Genomic DNA, 26,437 nt, shown 5'->3' with positions numbered 1-26,437 from the left:
TTCGAGCGCAGGCAGCCAGAAAGCGTCGCCGCCCCTGGCGCTCAGATCACCGAATCGGTCCAGCGAACGATTTGCCTGGCGGCATCGCCGAACGCGCTGTCGAGCGCACTGACATAGGCGGGATTGCCGCGCCCCGAAACGGGTGCGGTCGCGGTGAAGCTCTTGGAAGCGCGCACCTCGCCATTGCGGTCGTTGAGGATGCGCACGAACAGGTCAACCTCGGCATGTTCGCCGCCCTCGACGCGAACTTCGAAGGATCGGATCTCGACAATCACCTGGTAATCGATCGCCAGCCCCTCGCCCGGCTTGCCGACGCCGGCAAAACTGCCCGAGCGCTGAAACGTCTCGGCCAACCGCGCCTGCACGATCAGGGGCAGGCGGTCAGCCCATTGCGCGCCCTTCAGATACTGGATCGAGCGGTCGGAGGGCTTGATGACGATGTTCTGGCTGTCCAGCGCCTTGAGCGCCGAAGGCTGGGCGATCAGGATCTGGCGACGGCTGTGGCCATGTGCCTCGACCGAAGGTGCCGACAGCTCAAACGTGTCGAGTGGCGCGGGTCCGCCGCCCGGCAGAGCCGCGCAGCTGGCGAGGGCCAAGGCAAGCAATGCCACGCCCGATCTGGACACAATCGACTTCACGCACGCCCCCTGCCATCCCCGTTATTTATCGACCTCAAAAATAACCTACATCCGCAATGATTGTTTCTGAGGCGAGCAGACGCCGAAGTCAACGCCGCGCCCTGCCGTCGAACTGCCGAACCTCACCTTCGCCACCCGAGAGAATGCGCTGCGGATTGCGGCTGAGATCTGTCACCGCCTCCTCGATGCGGCCGATCGAACGGCGGCTGTCCTGCACCAGCGCCTCGACATTCGAAAGTCCCTGGCCCGAGAAGCGCGCCAGATTGTCGGTGATGGTCCCAAGCCGCGCATTCAGCGTATCGGCAACCTGCTTGAATGATTTCAGCGTCGCCCTGGCATCGGCCATCACGCCATCGGCCTGGCCCGATCCGAGCAAGGTGTCGACCCTGGCGAGGATGCCGTCGACGCGCACCGAAGCATCGTTGAGCCGTTGCGCAAGCTGCTTGGCGTCCTTGATGGTCTGGTTGATATCGTCGGCGCGGTTGGCGAACTTGTTGGTCACGACGGCGATATCGGCGGCGGCCTTGTTGGCGCTTTCGCTGGCCTTCTGGATGTTGGCCAGAGCCGTACGCACCTGCGCCGGGTCGATGCCGTCGAGCACCCCGTCGACCTTGGCCAGCGTGCCTTGCGTCTGCTTGGCGAAATCATTGACCGACCCGACCGCGGTATCGACATTCCTGATGACGCCGTCGAGCTGCCGTGACGTTTCCTTGAGGTTCGCGGTCACGGTATCGACATTGGCCACGATGCTCTTGATCTTGTCCTTGTCGACGGCATTGAGCAGTCCTTCCGCCGCCTTCAACGTGCCGTCGAGTTTGCCGGACACACCCTTCAACTCGTCGGAGAGCGCGCTGACGCTGGACAGGAACTTGTCGATGCCGTCGGAATTCCTGGCCAGCGCATCGGAGAAGGTCTGCACGTTGTGCACGGTCTGCGTCAGCGGTCCACGGACATCCTTGGTGAAGCCCTCGAGTTCGCTCAGCACCTTGTCGGCGCGGTTGAAGATGTTCTGCGCGGTCTGCAGCAGATTGGTCACGGCCGACGGGTTGGCGATGATCTCGGCGACCTTGCCTTCCTTTTCCGCCTGGTCGAGCAGCTTCACTTCCTTGGGATCGGCGCCCTTGAGTTCGATATTGGCCTGCCCGGTAAGACCGGCAAGGCCGATATCGGCCTGCGTCGACTTGGTGATCGGCGTCAGCCGATCGATCTCGGTGTCGGCAATGGCGACAGTCGGATTGTCGACGTCGATATAGACACGCTTGACGTCACCGACCTTGACGCCGTTGAACAGCACGAAGCTGCCGCGGCCGAGGCCGGAAGCCGAGCCCGGGATGCGCACGCGCAGCAGGGCCGTCTCGCCCCTGTCGCCGATCGCGGCTGTCCAATAGACGAAGCCGAACGCCGCCAGGATCGCAACCAGCGTGAAAATGCCGACAATGACGTAGTTGGCTCTGGTTTCCATTGCTTCACTTATGGCTATGCACGCGTGGCAAGATCAAGTTGCCGGGCGCGTTTTCCGCGGAAATAGGATTTTACCCACGGCTCCTCGCTCTTCAGCATGTCGTCGATTGTGCCCTCGACCAGCACCTTTTTCTTGCCGAGTACCGCCACGTGATCGCAAGCGGTGAACAGGGTGTCCAAGTCGTGCGTGACCATATAGACGGTCAGATCCATGGTGTCGCGCAGCTTGACGACGAGTTCGTCGAACTCGGCCGCGCTGATCGGGTCGAGGCCGGACGTCGGCTCGTCGAGAAAGACGATGTCCGGATCGAGCGCCAGGGCGCGCGCAAGCGCGGCGCGTTTGATCATGCCGCCGGAGAGTTCGGAGGGGAATTTCTGCGCCGCATCCGGCGGCAGTCCAACCAACTCGATCTTGAGCAGCGCCAGCTCGTCCATCAGCTTCTTCGGCAGATCGAGATATTCGCGCATCGGCACCTGCACGTTCTCCAGCACGGTCAGCGCCGAAAACAGGGCGCCATGCTGGAACAGCACGCCAAGGCGCATGTCGATGCGCAGCCGCTCGATGTCGCTTGCCTTGTCGACATCGACCCCGAACAGCCGGATCGTTCCAGACTGCTTGGGCATCAACCCGAGAATGGTTCGCAACAGAACGGATTTGCCGGCGCCCGACGCACCGACAAAACCCAGGATCTCGCCGCGTCTGATGTCGAGCGACAGCTTGTCGAGGATCAGCTTGTCCTCGATGGCAACGGTGACGTCGCGCACCGAGAGCACGATTTCGCTCTCGTCCTGCTCCTGCGTCGTCACCCCATTGCCCTTCGCCATCTTAGAACTCGATCGCTGCGTAGAACATGGCGAAAAGCCCGTCGAGGATGATGACTACGAAGATCGACTTCACCACCGAGGCGGTCACGTGCTGGCCGAGCGACTCGGCGCTGCCGCCGACCTTCATACCTTCGACGGAAGCGATGGTGCCGATGATCATCGCCATGAACGGGGCCTTGATCAGCCCGGCAAAGATGGTGCTGAGATCGATGGCGACGCGCAGCCTGTCGAGGAAAGCGGCCGGCGGAATGTCGGAATAGAGCCAGGCCGCGACGATGCCGCCGCCGAGTGCGGCGAAATTGGCGATGATCGTCAGGCACGGCAAGGCGATCACCAGCGCAACCAGGCGCGGAAAGACCAGGACGCCGATCGGATTGAGACCGATGACCTTCAGCGCGTCGACCTCCTCGCGCATCTTCATCGAGCCGATCTCGGCGGTGATCGCGCTGCCGGAGCGGCCGGCTATCATGATTGCCGTCATCAGCACGCCGAGTTCGCGCAGGATCAGCACGCCGACGAGGTCGACGACGAAGATATCGGCGCCGAAATAGCGGAGCTGATAGGCGCCTTGCTGGGCAACGATGGCACCGACGATCGCCGACATCAGCACCACCACCGGAATGGCGCCGACGCCCATGCGATCGATCTGGTTGAAGATCGCCGCCGGGTTGACGGCATGGCCGCGGCCGAGCTTCATCTGCGCGCCGCGGATGGTGGCGCCCAATATGTTCATCGAGGCGAGGAAATCGTCGCGCATCTCATAGACGCGCCGGCCAACCGCCTCCAGGGCACGAATGATGACGTTCGGCGGCCGCGCCGGCCCCGATTCGGGCTCGCGGCGCACGGCTTCGCCCACCGCGTCGAGCAGGATCGAAGCGATCTCGCTTTGGCCCTGCATCCGGACCTCGACGTTCTTCTTCTCGAAGACGCTGACCAGCCGGTCGATCAACCAGGCGCCGGCGGTATCGATCTTCTCGATTTTCGAAAGATCAAGGGCCAATATCTTGAAACCGCTTCGCTTCTCGATCTTGCGCATGTCGGCGTCGATCAGCGCAACGGTCCGCGTCGTCCAGGTTCCGGAGAACGCGCAACCGAGAACGTCGCCCTCCTCGCCGACCGCCACGCGTGGGTCGTGGTGAGCCTCCGAGGCGGTCGTACCGCTTGCGTCGCGCTTGCCGATCGTCAACATGGCGTCCTGTTTAGCCTGATGGGTCCGACCTTGTCGATTTGCCGACAACCCTTCTCGCACAGCCGGAGCAGAAAAATATGGCGCGTGTCATTTCGGTCGAGGCGGAACGTTTCCCGATCGACGGAATCTTCACCATTTCGCGCGGCTCCAAGACCGAGGCCGAGGTCATCACCTGCACGATCCGCGAAGACGGACATGTCGGGCGCGGCGAATGCGTTCCCTACAGGCGCTATGGCGAGACCATCGACAGCGTGCGCGACGCGATAGAGGCGATGCGCGAACGGATTGCCGGCGGCATGGATCGGACCGCCCTGCTCTCCGCCATGGCGGGCGGCGCCGCCCGCAACGCTGTAGACTGCGCTCTTTGGGATCTCGAGGCAAAGATCAGCGGAATACCGGTTGCCGACGCCATGCATGCCGTTCCGCTGTCGAGCCTCGAGACAGCCTATACCCTGTCGCTCGCCGAACCGGAGGCGATGGCAGCGCAGGCACGTGCCAATGCCATGCGGCCCCTGCTCAAGGTCAAGATCGGGGGCGGCAACGACATGGCCAGGATTCGCGCTGTTACGGAAGCTGCGCCGCAAAGCCGTATCATCCTCGATGCCAATGAGGGGTGGACCGACGAGAACATCGAGGCCAATCTCGCCTTTGCCGCACAACATGGCATCGCGCTTGTCGAACAGCCCCTGCCTGCCGGACACGACGAGGTCCTGCGCCGGATTGCGCATACGGTGCCGATCTGTGCCGACGAAAGCGTGCATGAGACAAAGGACCTCGGTTCGCTGGTCGGCCTCTACGACGCGGTCAACATCAAGCTCGACAAGACGGGCGGCCTGACGGAGGCGCTCGTGCTTCGCGACCGGGCTCGGGATCTGGGGTTCGGTATCATGGTCGGATGCATGGTCGGCACATCGCTGGCGATGGCGCCGGCGGTGCTGCTTGCGCAGGGAGCCGATTACGTCGACCTCGATGGCCCGCTGCTGCTTGCGCGCGACCGCGAGCCGGGTCTGGTCTACCAGGGTTCGCTCGTATTACCCCCGGACCGGGCGCTGTGGGGCTGAGCGCGCGGCAAGCCCGATCAGCACCAGGCCGATGATGGCGATCGGAATCATCGCCAGGAAACCGTCGACCCCGAGACGGTCATAGAGCGGACCGGAGGCGAGCGTGACGGCGGCCATGAAGAAGCCGTTGAAGAAATAGGCGATGCCTTGCGCGGCGCCCGTGCGCTCTTCCGAGACGGTCTCGCCGATCATTTTCTGCAGGCCGATCAGCACCATCGCGACGGACACCGAATGCAGCGACTGCACGGCGAAGAAGCCGGCGATGCCAAGGCCGAGCGGCCAAACCAGTGGAAAGATGATCCAGCGTACGATCGACCCGATGCCGGCGATGACCATCACCCTGACGACGGGCACGGAGGCAAAAATGCGGTTGAAAAACAGAAACATGCAGACTTCGGACACCACGCCCCAAGCCCACAGCAGGCCGACGACCGAATCGCTGAGGCCTATCGATTTCCAGTAGATGGAAACGAAGCCATAGAGGAATGCGTGGCTGGCGGTGATGATGCCGACGCCAAGGGTGAAGTAGAGGAAATAGGCGTTGAACAGGCTCGGCGCCGCGTGCTGGATTTCCACCGCCGACAGCGGCGAGGCCTTGCGCGGCCGCCCCATGCGCGGCGCCAGCAGCCCTGCAGCAAGTGCCGCGCCGAGGGCCAGGAATATGATGACCGGAACGGCTTGAGGATCGCTGGCCGCCAGGATGAAGCCGCCCGCGACATTGGCGCAGAGATAGCAGATCGACCCCCATTTGCGCATGCTGGCGTAGTTCGAGCCGAAGCGGCGCACGCCCGAAAGCGCCAGCGAATCGGCGATCGGCGAATGCGGCGTCCAGACGATGGTCAGCGCCAGCGACACAGCCAGCACCGTCGAGTAGGTCGGCGTGAGAAAATACCCGGCCGACAAAAGCAGCGCGGCCGCCACCAGCGCGACATAGACATCGGCGCGGTCCCTCGCCCGATCGGCGAGTGTGGTCAGCAACGGCGTCGTCACCACGCGCATGAACATGGGCGCCGCCAGGATGACGGCGATCTGCTCGGCGTGAAACCCCTTGGCCTGCAGCCAGAGCGGGAAATAGGGCAGATGCGTGCCAAGCGACAGGAACAACGAGCCGAAGATAAGGCTCATGCGCAGTTCGAAATGGGGTGGCTTGACGAGTCGTTCTGGCGAAAGCGGCGGCAGGGACATGAATCGATCCAATTGCGCCGCGTTCCGTCGGCCGGTCAGCAACGTGGGTCGACCCATAACATAGCGGAAAACCGGGCGAAACCGGTTGGACTAATCGATTAATGCCGAACCTCGTGGGAATTCGGCTCAGGCCGCCTGCCCTACCCGATCTTCGATGAGCAACGGAATGAAGGGCTCGTCCGGCGCCTCTGGCAGGACATGCGCCCAGGTCAGGATTTCCATCCGGCCGTCGAAATGTTCGACCACGGCCGTGCAGCTCTCCACCCAGTCGCCGGTGTTGATGTAGCGCACGTCCTCGAAATTCTCGATCGCCGCATGGTGGATGTGGCCGCAGATGACGCCGTCTACATGCGAGCGGCGCGCCTCCTCGGTGAGCACGGTCTGGAACGAGCCGATGAAGTTGACCGCCTTCTTGACCTTGACCTTTGCCCAGGACGAGAACGACCAGTAGGGCAGGCCGAGCAATTGGCGGAGCCGCGTCACCACGCGGTTGACGATCATCGCGGCGTCATAGGCATGATCGCCGAGATAGGCGAGCCAGCGCTGATTGTGGACGACGGTGTCGAACTGGTCGCCATGGATGACGAGCAGGCGCTTGCCATCGGCGGTTTCGTGGATCGCACGGTCGGCGACGACGATGCCGCCGAAATGCACGCCCTGGAACTGGCGGGCGAACTCGTCGTGGTTGCCGGCGATATAGGTGATGCTGGCGCCCTTGCGCGCCTTGCGCAGCAGTTTCTGCACCACGTCGTTGTGGCTTTGCGGCCAGTGCCAGCTGCGCCGCAGCCGCCAGCCGTCGACGATATCACCGACCAGATAGATGATGTCGGCGTCATGATAGCGCAGGAAATCGATCAGGAACTCGGCCTTCGCCGCCTTCGAGCCCAGATGGACGTCGGAAATGAACATGCTGCGGAAAGTGCGGGGCTCTTGGCCTGACATCGCGATTTCACCCTTGCTTTCGAGCAGCCTATGCGCCGATTCATGCAACAACCGTATGACGGTTGCGATTGGTCCAGCGCTAGCGCTAGCCTGCCGGGCAAATCACAGGAGAAATTGTCATGGATCTCGGTATCGCCGGAAAGAAGGCCATCGTCTGCGCTTCGAGCAAGGGACTTGGAAAAGGCTGTGCCATGGCGCTGGCCGAAGCGGGTTGCGATATCGTCGTCAACGGGCGCAACGCGGAGCTGGTGGCGAAAACCGCCGCCGAGCTGCGCCAGCGCTATGGCGTGACGGTGACGGAAGTCGTCGGCGACGTTTCGAAACCGGAGGTGCAGAAGGCGCTGCTTGCCGCCTGCCCGGAACCCGATATCCTCGTCAACAACAATGGCGGTCCGCCGCTTCGCGATTTCCGCGAGCTCGATCGCGCCAAGATCCTCGAAGGCGTCACTCAGAACATGGTGACGCCGATCGAGCTGGTGCAGGCCGTCCTCGACGGCATGGCGGCGCGCGGCTTCGGTCGCATCGTCAACATCACCTCGCTGTCGGTCTATGTCCCCATCCCAGGCCTTGACCTGTCTTCCGGCGCGCGCGCCGGCCTGACCTCGTTCCTTGCAGGCGTGGCGCGAACGGTGATCGATCGCAACGTCACCATCAACTCTCTCCTGCCCGGCAAGCTCGACACCGACCGCCTGCGCGGCCCGCACGAGGCCGGTACCGTCGAGGATCCCGCGGCGGCCGCGGCGCGCAAGACCCGCATCAGCGCCGATGTGCCTGCCAAGCGGCTCGGCACGCCGGAAGAATTCGGCCAGATCTGCGCCTTCCTGTGCTCGGTCCATGCCGGCTATCTGACCGGACAGAACATACCGGTCGACGGCGGTCTCTACGTCAGCGCCTTCTGATCGAAAGGTCGACGAAGCGGCTGGACTCATCTGGCACGCAATCACCGTAAGTATTTGACGGATCATGACGTTCGACGTGCCGACTCCTGAAGGTGTGGGCGCGTAGTTTAGCGTCGCGACAAACCTCGGACGCATGCTAAAAGAATTCTCGAAGCAGGTTTCGAGGGAGCGGCCGCATGGAAGGCGAGAACAAGAAGACGGCACGTTCGGATCTCGACGAAGCCGCCCTCTACTTCCACAAGCATCCGACGCCGGGAAAGCTTGAGATCCAGGCGACCAAGCCGCTCGGCAACCAGCGCGACCTGGCGCTCGCCTATTCGCCCGGCGTGGCGGCCCCTTGCCTCGAGATTCGCGACAATCCGGCGACCGCCGCCGACTACACGGCCCGTGCCAATCTGGTGGGTGTCGTCTCCAACGGCTCGGCCGTCCTCGGCCTCGGCAATATCGGCCCGCTGGCCTCGAAGCCGGTCATGGAAGGCAAGGCGGTCCTGTTCAAGAAGTTCGCCGGTATCGATGTCTTCGACATCGAGATCGACGCCCCGGAGATCGAGCGCATGGTCGAGACCGTCGCCGCTCTCGAGCCCACTTTCGGCGGTATCAACCTCGAGGACATTAAGGCGCCGGAGTGTTTTGAAGTCGAGGAACGGCTGAAGGCCCGCATGGGCATTCCGGTGTTCCACGACGACCAGCACGGCACCGCCATCATTGTCGCCGCCGCCGTGCTCAACGGGCTGGAATTCGCCGGCAAGACCATATCGGACATCAAGATCGTCACCTCCGGCGCGGGTGCTGCCGCGCTCGCCTGCCTGAACCTTCTGGTCTCGCTTGGCGCCAAGGTCGAAAACATCTGGGTCACCGACCGCTTCGGCGTCGCCTACAAAGGCCGGGCCGACGAGATGGATCGCTGGAAAGACCCCTATGTGAAGGACACCGAGGCGCGCACGCTTGCCGATGTCCTCCCAGGCGCCGACGTTTTCCTCGGCCTTTCGGCGGCGGGCGTGCTGAAGCCGGAACTGCTCGAGCATATGGCGCCGAAGCCCTTGATCCTGGCTCTGGCCAACCCCAATCCGGAGATCATGCCGGAAGTGGCGCGCGCGGCGCGTCCCGACGCCATGATCTGCACTGGCCGGTCCGATTTTCCCAATCAGGTCAATAATGTCCTGTGTTTTCCTTACATGTTCCGAGGCGCGTTGGATTGCGGTGCCAGCGCCATCAACGAGGAGATGAAGATGGCCGCGGTGCGGGCCATCGCCGCCCTTGCCCGCGAGGAGCCATCGGACGTCGCCGCACGCGCCTATTCCGGCGAGACGCCGATCTTCGGACCCGAATTCCTGATCCCCTCGCCCTTCGATCCGCGTCTCATCCTGCGTATCGCGCCGGCGGTTGCCAAGGCGGCATGCGACACCGGTGTCGCCACACGGCCGATCACCGACTTCGCCGCCTATGTCGACAAGCTCAATCGCTTCGTCTTCCGCTCGGGCCTGGTGATGAAGCCGGTGTTCTCGTCCGCCAAGGCTTCGAGCGCCAAGCGCGTCATCTATGCCGACGGCGAGGATGAGCGCGTGCTACGCGCCGCCCAGGTGGTGCTTGAGGAAGGCATCGCCGAGCCGATCCTGATCGGCCGTCCGCATGTCGTCGAGGTCAGGCTGAAACGCTACGGCCTGCGCATCAAGCCGGGCGTCGATTTCGGCCTGATCAACCCCGAGGACGATCCGCGCTATCGCCACTATGTCGACCTCCTGATCGAACTCGCGGGCCGGCGCGGCGTGACGACGGAGGCCGCGCGCACGATGGTGCGCACCGACAATACGGTGATCGCGGCCCTGGCGCTGAAGCGCGGCGATGCGGACGCCATGGTCTGTGGCCTCGAAGGGCGCTTCGAGCGGCATCTGCGCAACGTCACGCTGATCATCGGGCCGCGCGCCGGCATCAGGGACTATGACCTGTCGACGCTGTCGATGCTGATCTCGCAGCGCGGCATTATCTTTCTCACCGACACCCACGTCTCCGTCGACCCGACGGCCGAGGAGATCGCCGAGATGACCGTGCTGGCGGCGGAGGAAATCCAGCGCTTCGGCATCGAGCCGAAGGCAGCATTGCTCTCGCATTCGGACTTCGGCTCGCGCGATTCGCCGAGCGCGCTCAAGATGCGGCAGGCGGCGGCGATCCTGGCGCGGATCGCGCCGGAACTGCAGTGCGACGGCGAAATGCATGCCGATTCCGCTTTGTCGGAGCATCTGCGCCAGCGCGTCTATCCGCATTCGCGCCTGAAGGGCGAAGCCAATCTGCTGGTGTTCCCGAATCTCGATTCGGCCAACATCACGCTGACGGCGCTGCGCGCCATGATGGATGCCCTGCATGTCGGGCCGATCCTGCTCGGCACCGACAAGCCGGCGCACATTCTGACGCCGTCGGTCACGTCACGCGGTGTGGTCAACATGACGGCGCTGGCCGTGGTCGAGGCCGCGCACAAGGCACAGGCGATCGCCAACCTGGGCTGAGCCACGATTTCGCGGTAAACTGCGATTAACCGCGAACACGGTAGCCTTGCGGACGATGGCGGAGTTGGGCGGATGACAGGCGGAGGGTGGAAGCAGGCGCATGCTGCCGTGCTGCTCGGCCTCTTCCTGTCCGGTGCCGCGATCACCAAGCCGCAGGCCGCCTCGCGGGTCTGCCGCCAGTTGGAGGCCGATCTTGCCGCGGCTTCGCGCGGCGGGGGCGGAGGTCCGGCAATGATCCGGAAATACGATGCCGCGATCGATAGGCAGCGCCAACAGATATCGAGGGCACGCGATCAGGCGAGCAGCGTCGGGTGCGGATTTTCGCTGTTTTCCCGCAACATCAATCAATGCGCCGGTCTCAACGCCACCATCGACCGCATGAACGCCAATCTCGACAGCCTGCAGGCCAAGCGTGCACAGCTCGCCGGCGGCGGCTCACGCCGCGATCGTGGCCGCATCCTGGCGGCGCTCGACGCCAATGGCTGCCGCGACGATGCTGCCTCCCAACACCGCGCTCCGCTGCAGGACGCCGAGCGTGGGGAAGACGACAACACGAACCTGTTCGACCAGCTTTTCGGCGGCGACAGCCGACAGGTCGATACATTGGACCAGCCCGATGATTCCGGCGAGGAGCGCAACGTCCGCCGCGTCCTGAACCTGCCCGGCACTCCGGACTTTGCAGGCACAGGCGGCGAGTTCCACACCACCTGCGTGCGTACTTGCGACGGCTATTTCTTTCCCATGTCGAACGCCGCCTCGGCCGGCGATTTCGAACGCGACCAGAAAAATTGCGAATCGAGCTGCCCCGGCACCGAGATGCAGGTCTTCTATTCGCGCGGCATGGATGACGATTCGGCCTCGATGACGTCATCGGTCACCGGCAGGTCCTACAGTGAATTGCCGACCGCTTATCTCTACAATCAGTCCAACATGTCGCGGCCACCGGCCTGCGGCTGCAACGCCGCGCAGAATTTCCAGATCATTGGCGGCAATCCGTCGAATCCGACACAACCGCAGCCCGAAGCGGCCGCGCCTTTCGTTCCCATTCCGGCCTCAAAGCCAGATCCGGGTGCCGACCCGGAAACGCTGGCCAATAGAGAAGGCGGCCTCGACCGCGAAGCCATCAAGCGGCTTTCCGCGAAGCCGGTGACGTCGCCCGTCTCGGCCCTGCCGCCGGAGCAGCGCAGGGTCAGGGTCGTCGGGCCAACGTTCCTTCCCGACCCATCAGCGGCAATAAATCTGCAAGCTCCGGCCCCGAAGGCAGTCCAGTAAGGGCAAGTCTGAGCGGCATGAACAGCCCCTTGCCTTTGCGCCCGGTCGCTTCCCTGATCTTGCCCGTCCAGTCCTTCCAGACCGTCCCGTTCCAGGGCTCCTCCGGCAGGATGTCAAAGGCCTGATGCAGAAAATCGCGGTCGTCGGCGGAGAATTCGGACCGCTCCTGCGGCCCCTCGCGCAGGATGCGCCACCAGCCCACGGCGTCGGCGAGCCGGTCAAGGTTGCCGCGCACGGCCAGCCAGAAGGGCTCGGCCTGTTCGCCGGAGATACCGAGCACCATCAGCCTGTCTCGTGCCTCGTCGAACGGCATATGGTGCAGCAGGGCTCGGTTGAGCACGAAAAGCTCGTCCGGATCGAACTTGGCCGACGATTTTGACGTCGCGGCCGGGTCGAAATGACTGCCGAGTTCCGTCAGGTCGTGCGCGGCCGCGACGTTTTCCGAAGTCCCGACCAGCACGGCCAGCGAAGCGACGGCCATCGGCTCGATGCCATCCTCGCGCAGGCTTTCGATGGACAGTGCCCCGGTGCGCTTCGACAGTCCCTCGCCCGACACGGTGGTCAAGAGATTGTGGTGGCCGAAGACCGGCGGCTCGGCGCCCAGCGCCTTGAACAGAGCGATCTGCACGCCGGTGTTGGTGACATGGTCGTCGCCGCGGATGACATGGCTGACTCCCATATCGATGTCGTCGACGACGGATGGCAGTGTGTAAAGGTACGTGCCGTCCTCCCGCACCAGGACCGGGTCGGACAGAGAGGCCAGATCGACCGTTTCCTCGCCACGCACCAGATCGTTCCAGTGGATCTCGGTGCGCTCCGGCTGCTGCGGATCGCTGGTGAAATTGGGCAGCAGGAAGCGCCAGTGCGGCTTGCGCCCGTCGGCCTGATATTCGGCAATCTGATCGTGGGTCAGCGCCAAGGCCTCGCGGCCGTAGACCGGCGGCAGGCCGCGCGTGCGGCGCACTTTGCGCCTGAGATCCAGTTCCTCCGGCGTTTCGTAGCAGGCGTACAGAACCCCCGCTGCCTTCAGCCGCTCGACCGCCGCGTCATAGACCTCGAAACGCCGCGACTGATATTCCGTGGCGTCCGGGAAAATGCCCAGCCAATGCAGGTCGTAGAGGATGGCGTCGGAGAATTCCTGCTTCGAGCGGGCGATGTCGGTGTCGTCGAAGCGCTGGATGAAGCGGCCCTTGTTCTTCACGGCAAACAGCCAGTTGAACAAAGCGGTGCGCGCATTGCCGATATGGATGCGGCCGGTCGGTGACGGAGCGAAACGAACGGTAACTGTCATGAGCGGGGCGTACCGGATGCCTTTGTGATTGACAAGATGCGCCCCCGCACCATGCCGCAGACATAGAACATGGCGCGCGTCTTGAAAAGACCGGGGCCATGCGTCACGCATGGCCCCGGTTCGGTCAGACCACCAGACCCTTGGTCAGTGATCAGCGAAAGCCGCCAGGGCTGGCGCCGCCAATGGAGAAAAGTGAAGCCAAGAACACTGCGAAACGCGCTCGCGCGCAAATCGATCTTAGAACAAGCCATGATGTCATTCGGGCGCAAGGCGCATATATCGGCCATCGGTGGACGGCTTGAAACCCAGCTTCTCGTACATGCCGTGCGCATCGCTGGTCGACAGGCTCCAGTGCGAAACGGTGCTTAGCTCCGGATGGTCGATGAGTGCCCGCACCAGCCGCAACCCGATGCCTCGCCCGCGATGCTGCGGCCAGACGATGATGTCGGCGAGATAGGCGAACACCGTGCGGTCGGTGATGGCCCGACCGAAGCCGACCTGTTTGCCGTCGATATAGGCGGCGGCGCAGAACGAATGGGCAAAGGCGCGGCGGTGCGTTTCATCGCTGCGTCCGTCGCCCCAGTAGCTCGCCATCAACAGATCCGACGTCGCCCGGAAATCGATCCGCGACAGGTCGAAGCTGATTTCACACTCAGGCATGGCTCTGTCCTCGCCACAGTGCGGCGAAATTTTCGGTCAGCAGGCGAAACGCGCCTACCCGCGATCCCTGAAACGGTTGGTGATGGGATAGCGGCGGTCGCGGCCGAAATTCTTCCTGGTGATCTTCACGCCCGGTGCCGCCTGCCGGCGTTTGTATTCCGCGATGTAGAGCAGATGCTCTATACGCGTCACCGTCGCCCGGTCGTGGCCGCGCGCCACGATGTCATCGACGCCCATCTCGTTCTCGATCAGGCATTCCAGGATGTCGTCCAACACCGGATAGGGCGGCAGCGAATCCTGGTCGGTCTGGTTCTCGCGCAATTCCGCCGACGGCGCCTTGTCGATGATGTTCTTCGGGATGACCTCGCCGGAAGGCCCGAGCGCGCCCGGCGGCACATGGCTGTTGCGCCAGCGCGACAGCGCGTAGACCTGCATCTTGTAGAGGTCCTTGATCGGGTTGAAGCCGCCGTTCATGTCGCCATAGAGAGTGGCGTAGCCGACGGACATCTCGCTCTTGTTGCCCGTGGTGACGACCATCGAGCCGAACTTGTTGGAGATCGCCATCAGGATGGTGCCGCGCGCACGGCTCTGCAGGTTCTCTTCGGTGATGCCTTCCTTGGTGCCCTCGAAAAGCTGCGTCAGCGCATGCATGAAGCCTTCGACCGGCTCGAAGATCGGCACGATGTCATAGCGGCAGCCGAGCGCGCGGGCGCAGTCCTCGGCGTCCTTCAGCGAATCCTTCGACGTGTAGCGGTAAGGCATCATCACCGCGCGCAGCCGTTCCTCGCCAAGTGCGTCGACGGCAAGGGCCGCGCAGATCGCCGAATCGATGCCGCCCGACAGGCCGAGCACGACATTCTTGAAGCCGTTCTTGTTGACATAGTCGCGCAGACCCAGCATGCAGGCCCGGTAGTCGGCTTCCTCCCACTCGGGGATTTTCGACATCGGCCCCTCAGAGCAGGCCCAATGATCGTCCTGTCTTTTCCAGGTGGTGACGTCAACCGCTTCCTCGAACTGGCTCATCTGGAAGGCAAGCCGTCTGTCGGCGCCGATAGCAAACGACGCGCCGTCGAAGATCAGCTCGTCCTGGCCGCCGAGCTGGTTGGCATAGATGATCGGCAGGCCGCACTCGATGACCTGCTTGATGACGACCTGTTGGCGGACATCGATCTTGGCGCGGTAATAGGGCGAGCCGTTCGGCACCAGCAGGATTTCCGCCCCGCTTTCGGCAAGCGTCTCGCAGATGCCGATCTCGCCCCAGATGTCCTCGCAGATCGGAATCCCGATGCGCACGCCGCGGAAATTGACCGGCCCCTGGATCTCGGGCCCGGCCTGGAAGACGCGCTTCTCGTCGAATTCGCCGTAGTTGGGAAGATCGAGCTTGTAGCGTTCGGCGATGATCTTGCCGCCGTCGGCGAAGACGATCGAATTGTGCGTGCCGCTCTTGCGCTTCAGCGGCGTGCCGATGATGACACCGGGGCCGCCATCGGCGGTGTCGGCGGCGAAGTCTTGCGCCGCCCGCTCGCAGGCTTTCAGGAAGGCCGGCTTCAGCACCAGATCCTCCGGCGGATAGCCGGCGAGGAAAAGCTCCGTATAGAGCACGAGATCGGCCCCCTGGCGGGCGGCATCCGCCCTCGCCTCGCGGGCTTTGGCGAGGTTGCCGGCGACATCGCCGACAGTCGGGTTGAGCTGAGCGATTGCGATGCGCAGGATGTCAGGCTTCTTGGTCATGCCTGCTGACTTAGCGCGGCAAAATCCGCCTCGCAATGGCGTTCGCTTGGACCACTCGGACCAAGTGACATACGTCAGTCGTGTCAGGCCGAATGACCTGGGTGAACAGTGTCCAGACCGATGATCAGTCCTCGCCCATATACTCGCGCAGCGCTTGCGGAGAATGGTTGTCGCCGATCGACATCGCCAGGATGCGCGAAATGTGCCGCCGCGGCAAACCTGTCTCGGCAGCCCACCGGTTGATCTGCGCCTGGACTTTGTCGAGATCCTTTTTCGAGGTCGGGCTTTCGGCGATGTCGAGCCCGGCGTCGCGAAGTGCCGCCGCCATATCGGTCGAAATGACGAAGGCATCCCAGCCCAGCCAGCGCAGGAAATACTGGCCGGTGTTGCCGCCGAGCCGGCTGCCATGCTTGCCGAGATAGGCCATCAGTCCGACCTGGTCGTCGGCCGGCCATTCAGCAAGGAAATGACCGAAGCCGCCATGCTCTCTGGACACACGCTCGACGAAGGCGGCATTGTCGCGAACGGACCTGATCTTCTGCGGATTGCGCACGATGCGCTGATCGGAAGCCAGATCGTGCCAGAAATCGTCAGGCTGGAACAACAGCCGCTTCGGCTCGAAACGCAGAAACGCCTCCTCGAAGCCTGGCCATTTCTGCTCGATGACGCGCCAGACGAAACCGGCGGCGAAAATCCGCTCGGCCATCGTCGAGAGAATGCGGTCGTCCGCGATCGCGGCGACGGCGGTGTTGTCGGGTACCGGGCCCAGCAGCGTCGAAAGCTCCGCTTCGCCGCCCTTGCGTTTTGCCGCGCGCAGGCGAATTTTCTGAAAATCAGCCATCGGTCCCTCGCTGTCCGCCGCAATGTATCACTTCCCCTGGGAGCCGGCAGCCTCTACCTCTATCGCCAGCCCAGACTTGGAGACAGCCATGTACAAGACGATCGATGAACTGGCGAATCGTTGGTTCAAGCGACGGCCGGACGGCCTCACCCAGTTGGAGAGCCGTGTGCTGCAGTCAACGTTCGAGCGCACCACCATCACCAGGGACACCAACAAGGCTGTCGCCTTCCACCAGACCTTTGGCGACCGGCTTGCCGACGCCATCGCCCGCATCGGCGGTTCCTGGTCCTTCATCCTCGCCTTTCTGGCTTTCCTGGTCCTTTGGACCGCTGGCAATGTCTGGCTCCTGTCACGCGATGCCTTCGACCCCTACCCGTTCATCTTCCTCAACCTCATCCTGTCGATGCTTGCCGCCATTCAGGCGCCGGTGATCATGATGGCGCAGAACCGGCAGACCGAGCGCGACCGCATCGATGCCGCCCATGATTACGAGGTCAATTTGAAGGCAGAGATCGAAATCATGGCGCTGCATGAAAAGCTCGACGAACTGCGCCATAGCCAGATCCTCGGCATGCGCGACGAGATCGTGCGGCTGGCCGAACAGGTACAACGGATCGATGAAAGGCTGTCGCAGCAGCAGCCGGCTTCATGACCGACACGATCCATCATTTCATCGAACAATACGGGCTGCTTGCGGTCTTTCTCGGCTGCGTTGCCGAAGGAGAAAGTGCGGCCATCCTCGGCGGCTTCTTCGCCCACCAGCATATCTTCGTACTGTGGCATGCCTTCGTCGCGGCAGCACTCGGCGCCTTCGCCGGCGATACGGGCTTCTTCATCCTTGGGCGAAGCTTTGCCGATCATCGCTATGTCGTGAGATTGCGCCGGCGCCCCGGTTTCCGCCGCGCCTACCATCTGCTCAACACCCATCCCAACATTTTCGTACTGTCGAACCGTTACGTCTACGGCATGCGCCTCGTCGGCGGCATAGCGGCCGGACTGTCGCGCATCTCGATGCTGCGTTTCGTCGTCCTCAACGCCGTCTCGTCGACGGTTTGGGCAATCCTGTTCGGCACGATCGGCTACGTCTTCGGGCTGGGAGCCGAGCAGCTTATCGGCAAGGCATTGGCCCGCCACGAGCGGCTGTTGATCGGTCTGGGGATCGGTCTGGCGGTGGCCATCATTGCCTGGCTTGTGGCGCGCCATGTCGCCAGCAAGGAGCGAGCCAGGGAAAGCTGAGCTGATCGTCAGTCTATATCAAGCGCCCGATCGCCTCGGTCGAGGATCAGCGGGATGATCAGATCCTCCTCGTCGGCGAGATGCCGGGTCAGCATCGCGATCAGCCGGCTGTTCTCGTCGGCATAGGCATCGGCAGCGAAGCGCTGCTTGTCCTCGCCTTCCTGAAGCGTGCGGATAAAGGCTTTCGCCGCCTCGGCGTTACGTTCCAGTCCTTCATGGATCGTGTGGTGGTCGGCGTCGAGGATTTCAAAGCCGCGCTTGAGCCGCGCCTCCGCCTTGGCAAAGACCGGGAAATAATGATGGTCCTCGACATTGTGGTGGCCATCAAGATTTCCGAGAAAATGATTGAGACGCGGTGCGAACCAGCGCGCGAAATCGGGTGCCGTCAGCCTGCCTTCGCGATAATCGCCAATGCCGTTGGTGAGCATGCCGCCGAGCTCGCGGAACATGTCGTGCCGCTGCAGCCACATATTGGCGATGCCGTGAATGTTGGCGTGGCCCTGCCAGGTTTCGCGCGGATATTTCTCGGTCAGCCAGCGTAGGTCATCCGGCAAGCCTTTGCGTTCGAGAAGCAGGGATTTTGTAAATTCGGACATGACGGTTTCCTTAGCCATGATCCCGAAACGTAAAATCGGTCTTCGGAAAAGATCATGGCCAACATAAACCAGAGCGTCCCGATTTCATCGGGATCAGGCTCTGGTGACCATCATGTAGGGATCAGAGTCTCAGATCGGAACCCCGGTTACGCGCTCGATGAGAGCGATGCCCCAGACGCCACCAGCAATCACGACCGAAATCAGCACCGCCAGCGAGCCGCAATCCTTGGCGAGCTGGATGTCGATGTGGAATTCACGAGAAATTGCGTCACAGGCCGCCTCGATGCCGGTGTTCAGCACCTCGACCATGATCAGGAGCAGCACTGCGCCGATCAGCAGCGCGTAGCTGCGCCACGACACCGAAATGAACCAGCCCGCGGGCAAAGCCAGCACCAGCAGCATCAGTTCCTGCTGGAAAGCCTTTTCACTAACGGCGAGCTTGCGAAATGCCCGCACCGAATTGATAAAAGCATCGATCAGCCGCTGCATGCTAGACCCCTTTGCGAACCACCGGCACGGGATAAAGCAACGGCCCGATCAATGGAATAAGGCGTCTTGTCCAAAATTCATTCAGCGACCAATATCGACGGCGTCGACTTTTCAAACTGCGGCAGCCCGTCGTGGATCGAATAATAGTCGCCCTTGTCGCCGACGAAGATATGGCATTCGCCCTTGAGATCTGTCGGCTTGTCGAACGATCCTGCCAGGACCGAAATGTAGTCTCGATCCGTTGGGTTCCAGAAAAGCAGTGACCCGCATACTTTGCAGAAGCCGCGCCTGGCGAAGTCGGACGCCTCGTACCAGGTGATGTTTTCCGCGCCTTCGATCACGATGTCGGCGTCGGCGACATTGGTCGCGGCATAGAAGTGCCCGCTTTGTTTACGGCACTGCGAACAATGACAGTAGACGACGCCCCGCAGCGCGCCGCGCGTCCTGAAGCGGACCGCTTTGCACAGGCACGATCCCTGGTGACTGTCACTCATTTCGGCACTCCTTGAAGAACCTCGTCCATCATCGTCATCAGGATTCCAGCTTTGCGTTGGTTACGCGCAAGCAAATACGACTCCGACTGGCGTGACGATTTCGAAATTCAATTTCATTTTCAGCAGCGCGCCGCGAGGTTTCGAATTCAAAGCCGCCAAACTGCGTGTTGTCTCCCGATTGGTGGTGCGGAAATTCATGTCTCTACAGCCATAGGTAGAGAAAAACCCGTGGAAGTCGTGCGAATTAAGGAAACTTTAGCGCTGACGCAATTATGGTCTCTCAAGCAAAGGTCGTGGGTGGGGACGCGTCTCTTCGCAAGATGTTCTGGAATGTCGGCAGGCCACTCCCCCAGTTCGGCGATCAGTGGACCCGCATATTCTGCGTCGGAATCCAAGGGAAGAGTGTATCATACATGCAGCCGGCAGCAGCACCAACCGAACAGAACACTGACATCGCATCCGCTGTTGTCGCGACGATGCGCCAGTTGGGCGTGCTCGGCCTGCCGCGCAATTACGAGATCTTCTATGAAGCACTGAGTGGCACCAATCGCGAGCTCAGCCTTGCGGTGCTTTCGCTGAACAGCCGGCCCACACAGGACGAGTTGGACAAGATCGGCCGTTCTTTCTTTGCCCAGAACCATGGCCCAGGCATCGTGGAGCATGCGCGGGACGTCATCGCCAGGGAACTCGAGGAAGTCGCATCGCTGTTGCGCAGCGAGCGCAGCCACATCGAGAAATACGGCAGGATTCTCGATGAGACATCGAACGGCCTGAACAGCCGCAGCCTGCTCTCCCAGGATCTTCTGCAAAAAATCGCCAACGCCATGTCGATCGCTACCAATTCGACGATCGACCACGGCCGACAGGTCGCCTCGACGCTCAATGACAAGACGGCGGAGCTCGAGAGCGTCAAGTCGAAGCTCGAGGAATACAAGCGGCTGGCCAACACCGATCCGCTGACCCAGATCTGGAACCGTCGCGCCTTCGACAGGGAAATCACCCGAATCTACAACAGCAACAAGGGCATCCTGTTCAATGCCTTGATCCTTGCCGACATCGATCGGTTCAAGGACATCAATGACCGGTATGGCCATCCGGTCGGCGACAAGATCATCCAGATCATCGCCGAGATTTTCCAGACCAGCATTCGCGGCGATATGTTCGTCGCGCGCACCGGCGGCGAGGAGTTCGCGCTGATCATCGAGGGTGCCAGCGAGGACGCCACCTACGAGATCGCGGAGCGCATTCGCGCGCTGATCGAACAGACGCCATTCACCAGCAGCCAGACCGGCATGAAATACGGTACCGTGACGGTCTCGATGGGCATCTGCATGGCATCCGAGGCCGACGGTCCCGAGGACCTTTACACCAAGGCCGACCGAGCGCTGTACCGCTCCAAGGTCAGCGGCCGCAACCGCGTCACCAGGCATTCGACGATGGCCGGCCGCTCCGGCAAGAGCTGGCTTCTCTACAAGAAGGACTGATGCCTCCTGTTCGTCGATCGCGCCGGCATCGGCGGAGGCACCAGCCATGAGCTGAAAAAGCAAAGGCGCCGGTTTCCCAGGCGCCTTTGTTTATCGGCCCATTTGGCCGAATCAGCCGTTGACGGCGTGCTTCTGCTGGACCGGATGGCTCTTCTTCAGCAGATCCGACACCAGGAAGGCCAGTTCGATCGCCTGGTCGGCATTGAGGCGCGGATCGCAATGCGTGTGGTAGCGGTCCTGCAATTCCTCGGCCGTGATGGCGCGCGCGCCGCCCGTGCATTCGGTGACGTTCTTGCCGGTCATCTCGACGTGGATGCCGCCGGGATGCGTGCCTTCGGCGCGGTGCACCTCGAAGAAGGTCTGCACTTCCTTCAGGATACGGTCGAACGGCCGCGTCTTGTAGCCCGCGGCCTCGATCGTGTTGCCATGCATCGGGTCGGATGACCAGACCACGCTGCGGCCTTCCTTCTGCACCGCGCGCACCAGCTTCGGCAGATGATCGGCGACCTTGTCCGAACCGAAGCGAGCGATCAGCGTCAGCCGGCCGGGCTCGTTCTCGGGATTGAGCAGGTCGATCAGTTCCAGCAAGCCGTCAGGCGTCAGCGAGGGGCCGCATTTCAAGCCGAGCGGATTCTTGATGCCACGGCAATATTCGACATGCGCGTGGTCGGGCTGGCGCGTGCGATCGCCGATCCAGATCATGTGGCCAGAGGTGGCGTACCAGTCGCCCGAGGTAGAATCGACGCGGGTCAGCGCTTCCTCGTAGCCGAGCAGCAGCGCCTCGTGGCTGGTGTAGAAATCGGTCTCGCGCAGCGCGTAGTTGGTTTCCGAGGTGATACCGACGGCCTTCATGAAGTCCATCGTCTCGGTGATGCGGTTGGCCAGCGACTCGTATTTTTCGCCCTGCGGGCTGTCTGACACGAAGCCGAGCATCCAGCGATGCACGTTCTCCAGGCTGGCATAGCCGCCCTGCGCGAAGGCGCGCAAAAGGTTGAGCGTCGCCGCCGACTGGCGGTACGCCATTTCCTGGCGGGCGGGATCGGGAATACGCGACTTGGCGTCGAACTCGATGCCGTTGATGATGTCGCCGCGATAGCTCGGCAGCGTCACATCGCCCTTGGTCTCGTTGTCGGAGGAGCGAGGCTTGGCGAACTGGCCGGCAACGCGGCCCACCTTCACCACCGGCTGCGCGCCGGCGAAGGTCAGCACGACCGACATCTGCAGGAAGACCCGGAAGAAATCGCGGATGTTGTCAGCGCCATGCTCGGCGAAACTCTCGGCGCAGTCACCGCCCTGAAGCAGGAAGGCTTCACCGGCGGCGACCGCCGCCAACTGCTTCTTCAACTTGCGTGCCTCACCGGCAAAGACCAGCGGCGGAAAGGTGGCGAGCTGGGCTTCCGTGTTCTTCAGAGCTGCAAGATCCGGATAGGCGGGAACCTGCTTGATCGGTTTTGCTCTCCAAGAATTCGGCGACCATTTCGTCATCGCTGCACCAACGCTCTTTCCGAGCAATTCCAGGAAAGTATGAAACGGTTTTCCGTCCGGAATTGCGTCAAACCAACGAATGGGCGACCTCGCCCACACTATCTGCCCCGATATGGGGTGGCGGCTCCATACACGAAGCCGATTTCCTATTCTAGACCGGAATTTCAGCGCTGGCGAATGGGTTGCCGCACGCAAGACGGCCTGAAACCTCAGATCAGGCCGCCTTCTCCGCCAACTTCGCCAATTGCGTCATCACAACCGCGGAGCCCGCCAGGCGTTTTTCGGCATTCGGCCAGTCGCGCACGAAGACGACACTGTGGTCTGGCCTGATCTTGGCCAGCGAGCCCTGCTCGCCGATGAATTTGACCAGCCCGACCGGATTGGGGAATTCGCGCTTGCGGAAATGGATGACGACGCCCTTCGGCCCGGCATCGAGCTTCTCGACATTGGCCTTGCGGCAGAGCGCCTTGATGAAGACGATCTTCAAGAGATGCTTCACCTCCTCCGGCAGCGGGCCGAAACGGTCGATCAGCTCGGCGCCGAAGCCATCGATCTCCTCGGTGCTTTCGAGATCGCCGAGACGGCGGTAGAGCGCCAGCCTGAGTTGCAGGTCGGGCACATAGCTTTCCGGGATCATCACCGCCGTGCCGACGGCGATCTGCGGCGACCAGCCGCCGTCCTGAACCTCGCCGGAATCCTTCACCTCGGCGACGGCCTCCTCCAGCATCTGCTGGTAGAGTTCGAAACCCACCTCCTTGATGTGGCCGGACTGCTCTTCGCCCAGAAGATTGCCCGCGCCACGGATATCGAGATCATGGCTGGCAAGCTGGAAGCCGGCGCCCAGCGTGTCGAGCGATTGCAGCACCTTCAACCTGCGCTCGGCCGTGTCGGTGAGCTTGCGGTTGGCCGGCAGCGTGAAGAGCGCGTAGGCGCGCACCTTCGAGCGGCCGACACGACCGCGCAGCTGGTAGAGCTGCGACAGGCCGAACATGTCAGCGCGGTGGATGATCAGCGTGTTGGCGGTCGGGATGTCGAGGCCGGATTCGACGATGGTCGTCGACAGAAGCACATCGTACTGGCCGTCATAGAAGGCGTTCATGATGTCGTCCAGTTCACCAGGCGGCATCTGGCCATGAGCCACCGCCACCTTCAGTTCGGGGACGGATTCTTTCAAGAAATCATGAATTTCCGAGAGATCGCTGATGCGCGGAACCACATAGAAGGAATGCCCGCCGCGATAGCGCTCGCGAAGCAGCGTTTCGCGGATGACCAGCGGATCGAACGGCGAGATGAAGGTGCGCACCGCCATGCGGTCGACCGGCGGCGTGGCGATCAGCGACAGTTCACGCACGCCCGTCAGCGCCAGTTGCAGCGTGCGCGGGATCGGCGTCGCCGACAGCGTCAGCACATGCACATCGGTCTTCAGGTCCTTCAGCCGTTCCTTGTGCTTGACGCCAAAATGCTGCTCCTCGTCGATGATCAGCAGGCCGAGATTCTTGAACGAGATCGAGGATCCGAGCAGCGCATGGGTGCCGACGACGATGTCGACCTGACCTTCGGCCAAAGCCTTCTTCGTTTCCGCGAGCTCCTTGGCGCCGACCAGCCGGGAGGCTTGGGCGACGCGGATGGGAAGCCCTGAAAAACGCTGGGAGAACGTCTTGAAATGCTGGCGTGACAACAGTGTCGTCGGCACCACGACGGCGACCTGAAATCCTTCCATCGCCGCGATGAAGGCGGCACGAAGCGCCACTTCGGTCTTGCCGAAGCCGACGTCGCCGCAGATCAGCCGGTCCATCGGCTTGCCGGCGCCAAGGTCATCCCGCACCGAATCGATCGCTGTCTGCTGGTCGTCGGTCTCCTCGTAGGGGAACCGGGCGGCGAATTCATCATAGAGGCCTTCGGCCGGCACCAGCGGCGGTGCGGCGCGCATCTGCCGCTCCGCGGCGATGCGGATCAGCTGTCCGGCCATGTCGAGCAGGCGCCGCTTCAGCTTTGCCTTGCGCGACTGCCAGGCGCCGCCGCCAAGCTTGTCCAGCGTCGCTTCGGCCGAATCCGAACCGTAGCGCGAGAGGAGCTCGATATTCTCGACCGGCAGAAACAGCCGGTCGTCGCCGGCATAATGGATCTCGAGACAGTCGTGCGGCGCGCCGACCGCCTCGATGGTGCGCAGGCCGATGAAACGGCCAATGCCATGGTCGGCATGGACGACGATATCGCCGGCCGATAGAGCCGAAGCTTCGGCAATGAAGTCGGACGCGCGCTTCTTGCGCTTCGAGCGCCGGATCAGCCGGTCGCCGAGAATGTCCTGTTCGGCGACGACGACCAGCTTTCCGGTCTCGAAGCCGGATTCCAATGGCAGAACGGCCAATGCCGCCTGCCCCGGCTCAAGCTGTTCGGCCTCCGCCAGCGTGTCGACCTGTTTGAGATTGCCGAGATGATGCTCGGCCAGGATTTGCCCAAGCCGGTCGAGCGAACCTTCGGTCCAGCCGGCGATGACGACACGGCGGCGCGCCGCGCGTTCGTCGGCGATATGCCTGACGACAACATCGAAGACATTGACGTTCGGATCGGCGCGTTCCTCGACGAAGCTGCGGCCATGGCGTGAGCCGGCGTGATAGACTTTCTTGGCGCCGGCATCGGGCGCGTCGAAGGGCGTGAAATCGATCGCTTCGCGCGGTCCTAGCGAGGCGATCAGGTTTTCCGGCGAGAGGTAAAGCAGATCCGGCGCCACCGGCTTGTAAGGCACGGCATCCTTTAGCGCGCTGTCGGCCTGCTTCCTGCGCGCCTCGTAATGGTCGAGGATCAGCGTGTGGCGTTCGGCAAGCGCCTCATGAGCGAGATGGTCGAAAACGACGGGTGTGTCCGGCAGATAATCGAATACCGTCTCCAGCCGCTCATAGAAGAACGGCAGCCAATGCTCCATGCCGGCGAAGCGCCGGCCTTCGCTGACCGCGGCGTAGAGGCCGTCGTCACGCGACGGCGCGCCGAATGCTTCGATGTAGGCGCGGCGGAAGCGGCTGATGGTTTCGGGCGTCAGCGCCACTTCGCTCATCGCCTGCAGCGCCATCGACTTGCGCTGGCCGGTTGTGCGCTGGGTGGCGGCATCGAAGACGCGAATCGATTCCAGCGTATCGCCGAAGAAATCGAGCCTCAGCGCCTCGGTCCAGCCGGGTGCGAACAGGTCGAGAATGCCGCCGCGCACCGCGAATTCGCCAATGCCGCGCACCGTCGGCACGCGTTCGAAGCCTGACGTTTCCAGTCGCGCGATCAGCACGTTCATGTCTATCTGGTTGCCCGGCTTGGCATGGAAGGTCTGCGCCTCGACGAGATCGGCCGGCGGCACACGCTGCAGAAGCGCATTGGCGGTGGTGAGGATGACGGCACGGTGCGGCTTCTTCGCCAACGCGATCATGGCTGTCAGCGCGTCGAGGCGCTTGGCGGCGGCATCCGAACCCGGCGACACCCGGTCATAGGGCAGGCAATCCCACGCCGGCAGCTCCAGTACCGGCAGGCGGGGTGCGGCGAAGGACAGCGCTTCGATGATCGCCGGCAGGCGCTGGCCGTCCCGCGCCACGAACAGCACCGGCTTGTCGGGTGCGATTTCGAGGGCTGTCTGCACCAGGGCAAAGGCTTCATAGCCGTCGGCGACGCCGTCGACGATGAACTGGCCGGCGCGGCCCTTCGGCAGGCCAATGGTGGGAATGAGGCTCATCAAATCACGGTCTTGGTTGTCGCAATTCCGGCCGGAAAACCGCTTCGCACTTTTCCTGGAATTGCTTGTGTTCAGAAAGTCATGGTCCGGCGGGACGCCAGGATTTTTCGCAGGACAGCACAATCGATGTCCGCCGGAACCGGGCGTTCGCCGGTGACCAGCGGCAGGAATTCGGCGTCGGGAATGTCGAGGAGCCTCTCATATTGGTCGATTTCCTCGCCGGTCAAGGAATCGATCTCGGCGTCGGCGAACGTGCCGAGGATCAGGTCCATCTCGCGCAGGCCGCGATGCCAGGAACGGAACAAGAGTTTGCGGCGGTGGGCATCCAGCCCCTCGCTTGATCGTTTTGTTCCGGTCATTGTGCCGCATCCTCGCTTGCTGCGGCGCATATAGCGTGGATAGAAGGTGCTGTCAGCCTTGCGCTGCGGCCGTCGCAACATAAGCT

At 62.7% G+C, this 26,437-nt stretch carries 23 protein-coding genes; 7 read left to right on the top strand and 16 right to left on the bottom strand.

What is annotated here, in order from left to right; translation table 11 throughout:
* Positions 1-41: 41 nt before the first annotated feature.
* From FJW03_RS08010 to FJW03_RS07995, 4 genes are all read right to left on the bottom strand, one after another.
* Entirely contained in the window at positions 42-638 is a 597-nt protein-coding gene (locus tag FJW03_RS08010; protein ID WP_140612419.1) for an ABC-type transport auxiliary lipoprotein family protein, read from the bottom strand.
* An 88-nt stretch (positions 639-726) separates the two neighbouring features.
* The gene (locus FJW03_RS08005; protein ID WP_140612417.1) at positions 727-2,100 is read right to left on the bottom strand and encodes an MCE family protein; all 1,374 of its coding nucleotides are present in this window, start codon (positions 2,098-2,100) and stop codon (positions 727-729) included.
* Positions 2,101-2,114: 14 nt separating this feature from the next.
* A complete protein-coding gene (locus FJW03_RS08000) occupies positions 2,115-2,924 on the bottom strand; it encodes an ABC transporter ATP-binding protein (RefSeq protein WP_140759999.1) in 810 nt (269 codons plus the stop codon).
* Between the two features lies 1 nt (position 2,925).
* Positions 2,926-4,113 (bottom strand): MlaE family ABC transporter permease, encoded by a 1,188-nt coding sequence (locus FJW03_RS07995; RefSeq protein WP_140759997.1) that lies wholly within the window; start codon positions 4,111-4,113, stop codon positions 2,926-2,928.
* A 77-nt stretch (positions 4,114-4,190) separates the two neighbouring features.
* On the opposite strand from FJW03_RS07995, the gene dgcA reads away from it, so the two are divergent.
* Positions 4,191-5,174 (top strand): N-acetyl-D-Glu racemase DgcA, encoded by a 984-nt coding sequence (dgcA, locus tag FJW03_RS07990; RefSeq protein WP_140759994.1) that lies wholly within the window; start codon positions 4,191-4,193, stop codon positions 5,172-5,174.
* On the opposite strand, the gene FJW03_RS07985 is transcribed toward dgcA, so the two are convergent.
* Positions 5,145-6,359 carry an MFS transporter gene (locus FJW03_RS07985; protein ID WP_140759992.1) on the bottom strand — a complete coding sequence of 405 codons (1,215 nt, stop codon included), beginning with the start codon at positions 6,357-6,359 and terminating at the stop codon, positions 5,145-5,147. The two genes, dgcA and FJW03_RS07985, sit on opposite strands and share 30 nt — an antisense overlap.
* Positions 6,360-6,485: 126 nt before the next feature.
* The gene (locus tag FJW03_RS07980; RefSeq protein WP_140612408.1) at positions 6,486-7,301 is read right to left on the bottom strand and encodes a UDP-2,3-diacylglucosamine diphosphatase; all 816 of its coding nucleotides are present in this window, start codon (positions 7,299-7,301) and stop codon (positions 6,486-6,488) included.
* 119 nt (positions 7,302-7,420) lie between these two features.
* Between FJW03_RS07980 and FJW03_RS07975 the strand changes: the two genes are divergently transcribed.
* The 3 genes from FJW03_RS07975 (at position 7,421) to FJW03_RS07965 (ending at position 11,973) form a co-directional block, all read left to right on the top strand.
* Entirely contained in the window at positions 7,421-8,200 is a 780-nt protein-coding gene (locus FJW03_RS07975) for an SDR family oxidoreductase (RefSeq protein WP_140759990.1), read from the top strand.
* A 176-nt stretch (positions 8,201-8,376) separates the two neighbouring features.
* Positions 8,377-10,701 (top strand): NADP-dependent malic enzyme, encoded by a 2,325-nt coding sequence (locus tag FJW03_RS07970; RefSeq protein ID WP_140759987.1) that lies wholly within the window; start codon positions 8,377-8,379, stop codon positions 10,699-10,701.
* 72 nt (positions 10,702-10,773) lie between these two features.
* Positions 10,774-11,973: a DUF2865 domain-containing protein gene (locus FJW03_RS07965; protein ID WP_140759985.1), complete on the top strand. Its 1,200-nt coding sequence runs from the start codon at positions 10,774-10,776 to the stop codon at positions 11,971-11,973.
* On the opposite strand, the gene gltX is transcribed toward FJW03_RS07965, so the two are convergent.
* From gltX to FJW03_RS07945, 4 genes are all read right to left on the bottom strand, one after another.
* Complete coding sequence (gene gltX / locus FJW03_RS07960) at positions 11,891-13,264, bottom strand: glutamate--tRNA ligase (RefSeq protein ID WP_140759982.1); 1,374 nt, start codon at positions 13,262-13,264, stop codon at positions 11,891-11,893. The two genes, FJW03_RS07965 and gltX, sit on opposite strands and share 83 nt — an antisense overlap.
* A 255-nt stretch (positions 13,265-13,519) precedes the next feature.
* The gene (locus FJW03_RS07955) at positions 13,520-13,924 is read right to left on the bottom strand and encodes a GNAT family N-acetyltransferase (protein WP_140693026.1); all 405 of its coding nucleotides are present in this window, start codon (positions 13,922-13,924) and stop codon (positions 13,520-13,522) included.
* Positions 13,925-13,978: 54 nt separating this feature from the next.
* A complete protein-coding gene (locus FJW03_RS07950) occupies positions 13,979-15,655 on the bottom strand; it encodes an NAD+ synthase (RefSeq protein WP_140759980.1) in 1,677 nt (558 codons plus the stop codon).
* A gap of 124 nt (positions 15,656-15,779) precedes the next feature.
* Positions 15,780-16,496: a DNA-3-methyladenine glycosylase I gene (locus tag FJW03_RS07945; protein ID WP_140759976.1), complete on the bottom strand. Its 717-nt coding sequence runs from the start codon at positions 16,494-16,496 to the stop codon at positions 15,780-15,782.
* An 88-nt stretch (positions 16,497-16,584) separates the two neighbouring features.
* Here FJW03_RS07945 and FJW03_RS07940 point away from each other — a divergent pair, with 88 nt between their 5' ends.
* On the top strand, positions 16,585-17,148 hold the full coding sequence (locus FJW03_RS07940; RefSeq protein ID WP_140759974.1) for a DUF1003 domain-containing protein: 564 nt from the start codon (positions 16,585-16,587) through the stop codon (positions 17,146-17,148).
* Positions 17,145-17,732 (top strand): DedA family protein, encoded by a 588-nt coding sequence (locus FJW03_RS07935; protein WP_140759971.1) that lies wholly within the window; start codon positions 17,145-17,147, stop codon positions 17,730-17,732. The genes FJW03_RS07940 and FJW03_RS07935 overlap by 4 nt, the downstream gene beginning before the upstream one ends.
* Before the next feature lie 8 nt (positions 17,733-17,740).
* On the opposite strand, the gene FJW03_RS07930 is transcribed toward FJW03_RS07935, so the two are convergent.
* The 3 genes from FJW03_RS07930 to FJW03_RS07920 form a co-directional block, all read right to left on the bottom strand.
* Positions 17,741-18,328 carry a hemerythrin domain-containing protein gene (locus FJW03_RS07930; RefSeq protein ID WP_140759969.1) on the bottom strand — a complete coding sequence of 196 codons (588 nt, stop codon included), beginning with the start codon at positions 18,326-18,328 and terminating at the stop codon, positions 17,741-17,743.
* A 129-nt stretch (positions 18,329-18,457) separates the two neighbouring features.
* Entirely contained in the window at positions 18,458-18,817 is a 360-nt protein-coding gene (locus tag FJW03_RS07925; protein WP_140612388.1) for a diacylglycerol kinase, read from the bottom strand.
* A gap of 77 nt (positions 18,818-18,894) precedes the next feature.
* Positions 18,895-19,311 carry a GFA family protein gene (locus tag FJW03_RS07920; RefSeq protein WP_140759966.1) on the bottom strand — a complete coding sequence of 139 codons (417 nt, stop codon included), beginning with the start codon at positions 19,309-19,311 and terminating at the stop codon, positions 18,895-18,897.
* 413 nt (positions 19,312-19,724) lie between these two features.
* Between FJW03_RS07920 and FJW03_RS07915 the strand changes: the two genes are divergently transcribed.
* Positions 19,725-20,795 (top strand): diguanylate cyclase, encoded by a 1,071-nt coding sequence (locus tag FJW03_RS07915; RefSeq protein ID WP_140612384.1) that lies wholly within the window; start codon positions 19,725-19,727, stop codon positions 20,793-20,795.
* 111 nt (positions 20,796-20,906) lie between these two features.
* Here the strand turns inward: FJW03_RS07915 and FJW03_RS07910 are convergent, their stop codons facing one another.
* The 3 genes from FJW03_RS07910 to FJW03_RS07900 form a co-directional block, all read right to left on the bottom strand.
* Positions 20,907-22,280, bottom strand: a complete 1,374-nt coding sequence (locus FJW03_RS07910; RefSeq protein ID WP_140612382.1) for a class II 3-deoxy-7-phosphoheptulonate synthase — start codon at positions 22,278-22,280, stop codon at positions 20,907-20,909.
* Between the two features lie 214 nt (positions 22,281-22,494).
* Positions 22,495-25,992: a transcription-repair coupling factor gene (mfd, locus tag FJW03_RS07905; protein ID WP_140759964.1), complete on the bottom strand. Its 3,498-nt coding sequence runs from the start codon at positions 25,990-25,992 to the stop codon at positions 22,495-22,497.
* A gap of 71 nt (positions 25,993-26,063) precedes the next feature.
* Positions 26,064-26,351 carry a succinate dehydrogenase assembly factor 2 gene (locus tag FJW03_RS07900; RefSeq protein WP_140759962.1) on the bottom strand — a complete coding sequence of 96 codons (288 nt, stop codon included), beginning with the start codon at positions 26,349-26,351 and terminating at the stop codon, positions 26,064-26,066.
* Between the last annotated feature and the right edge of the window lie 86 nt (positions 26,352-26,437).

The organism is Mesorhizobium sp. B4-1-4, assembly GCF_006439395.2.
In the GTDB taxonomy this organism is placed as follows: domain Bacteria; phylum Pseudomonadota; class Alphaproteobacteria; order Rhizobiales; family Rhizobiaceae; genus Mesorhizobium.
The sequence above is the reverse complement of the archived record's forward strand: the minus strand, read 5'-3'. Positions and strand labels throughout refer to the sequence as shown.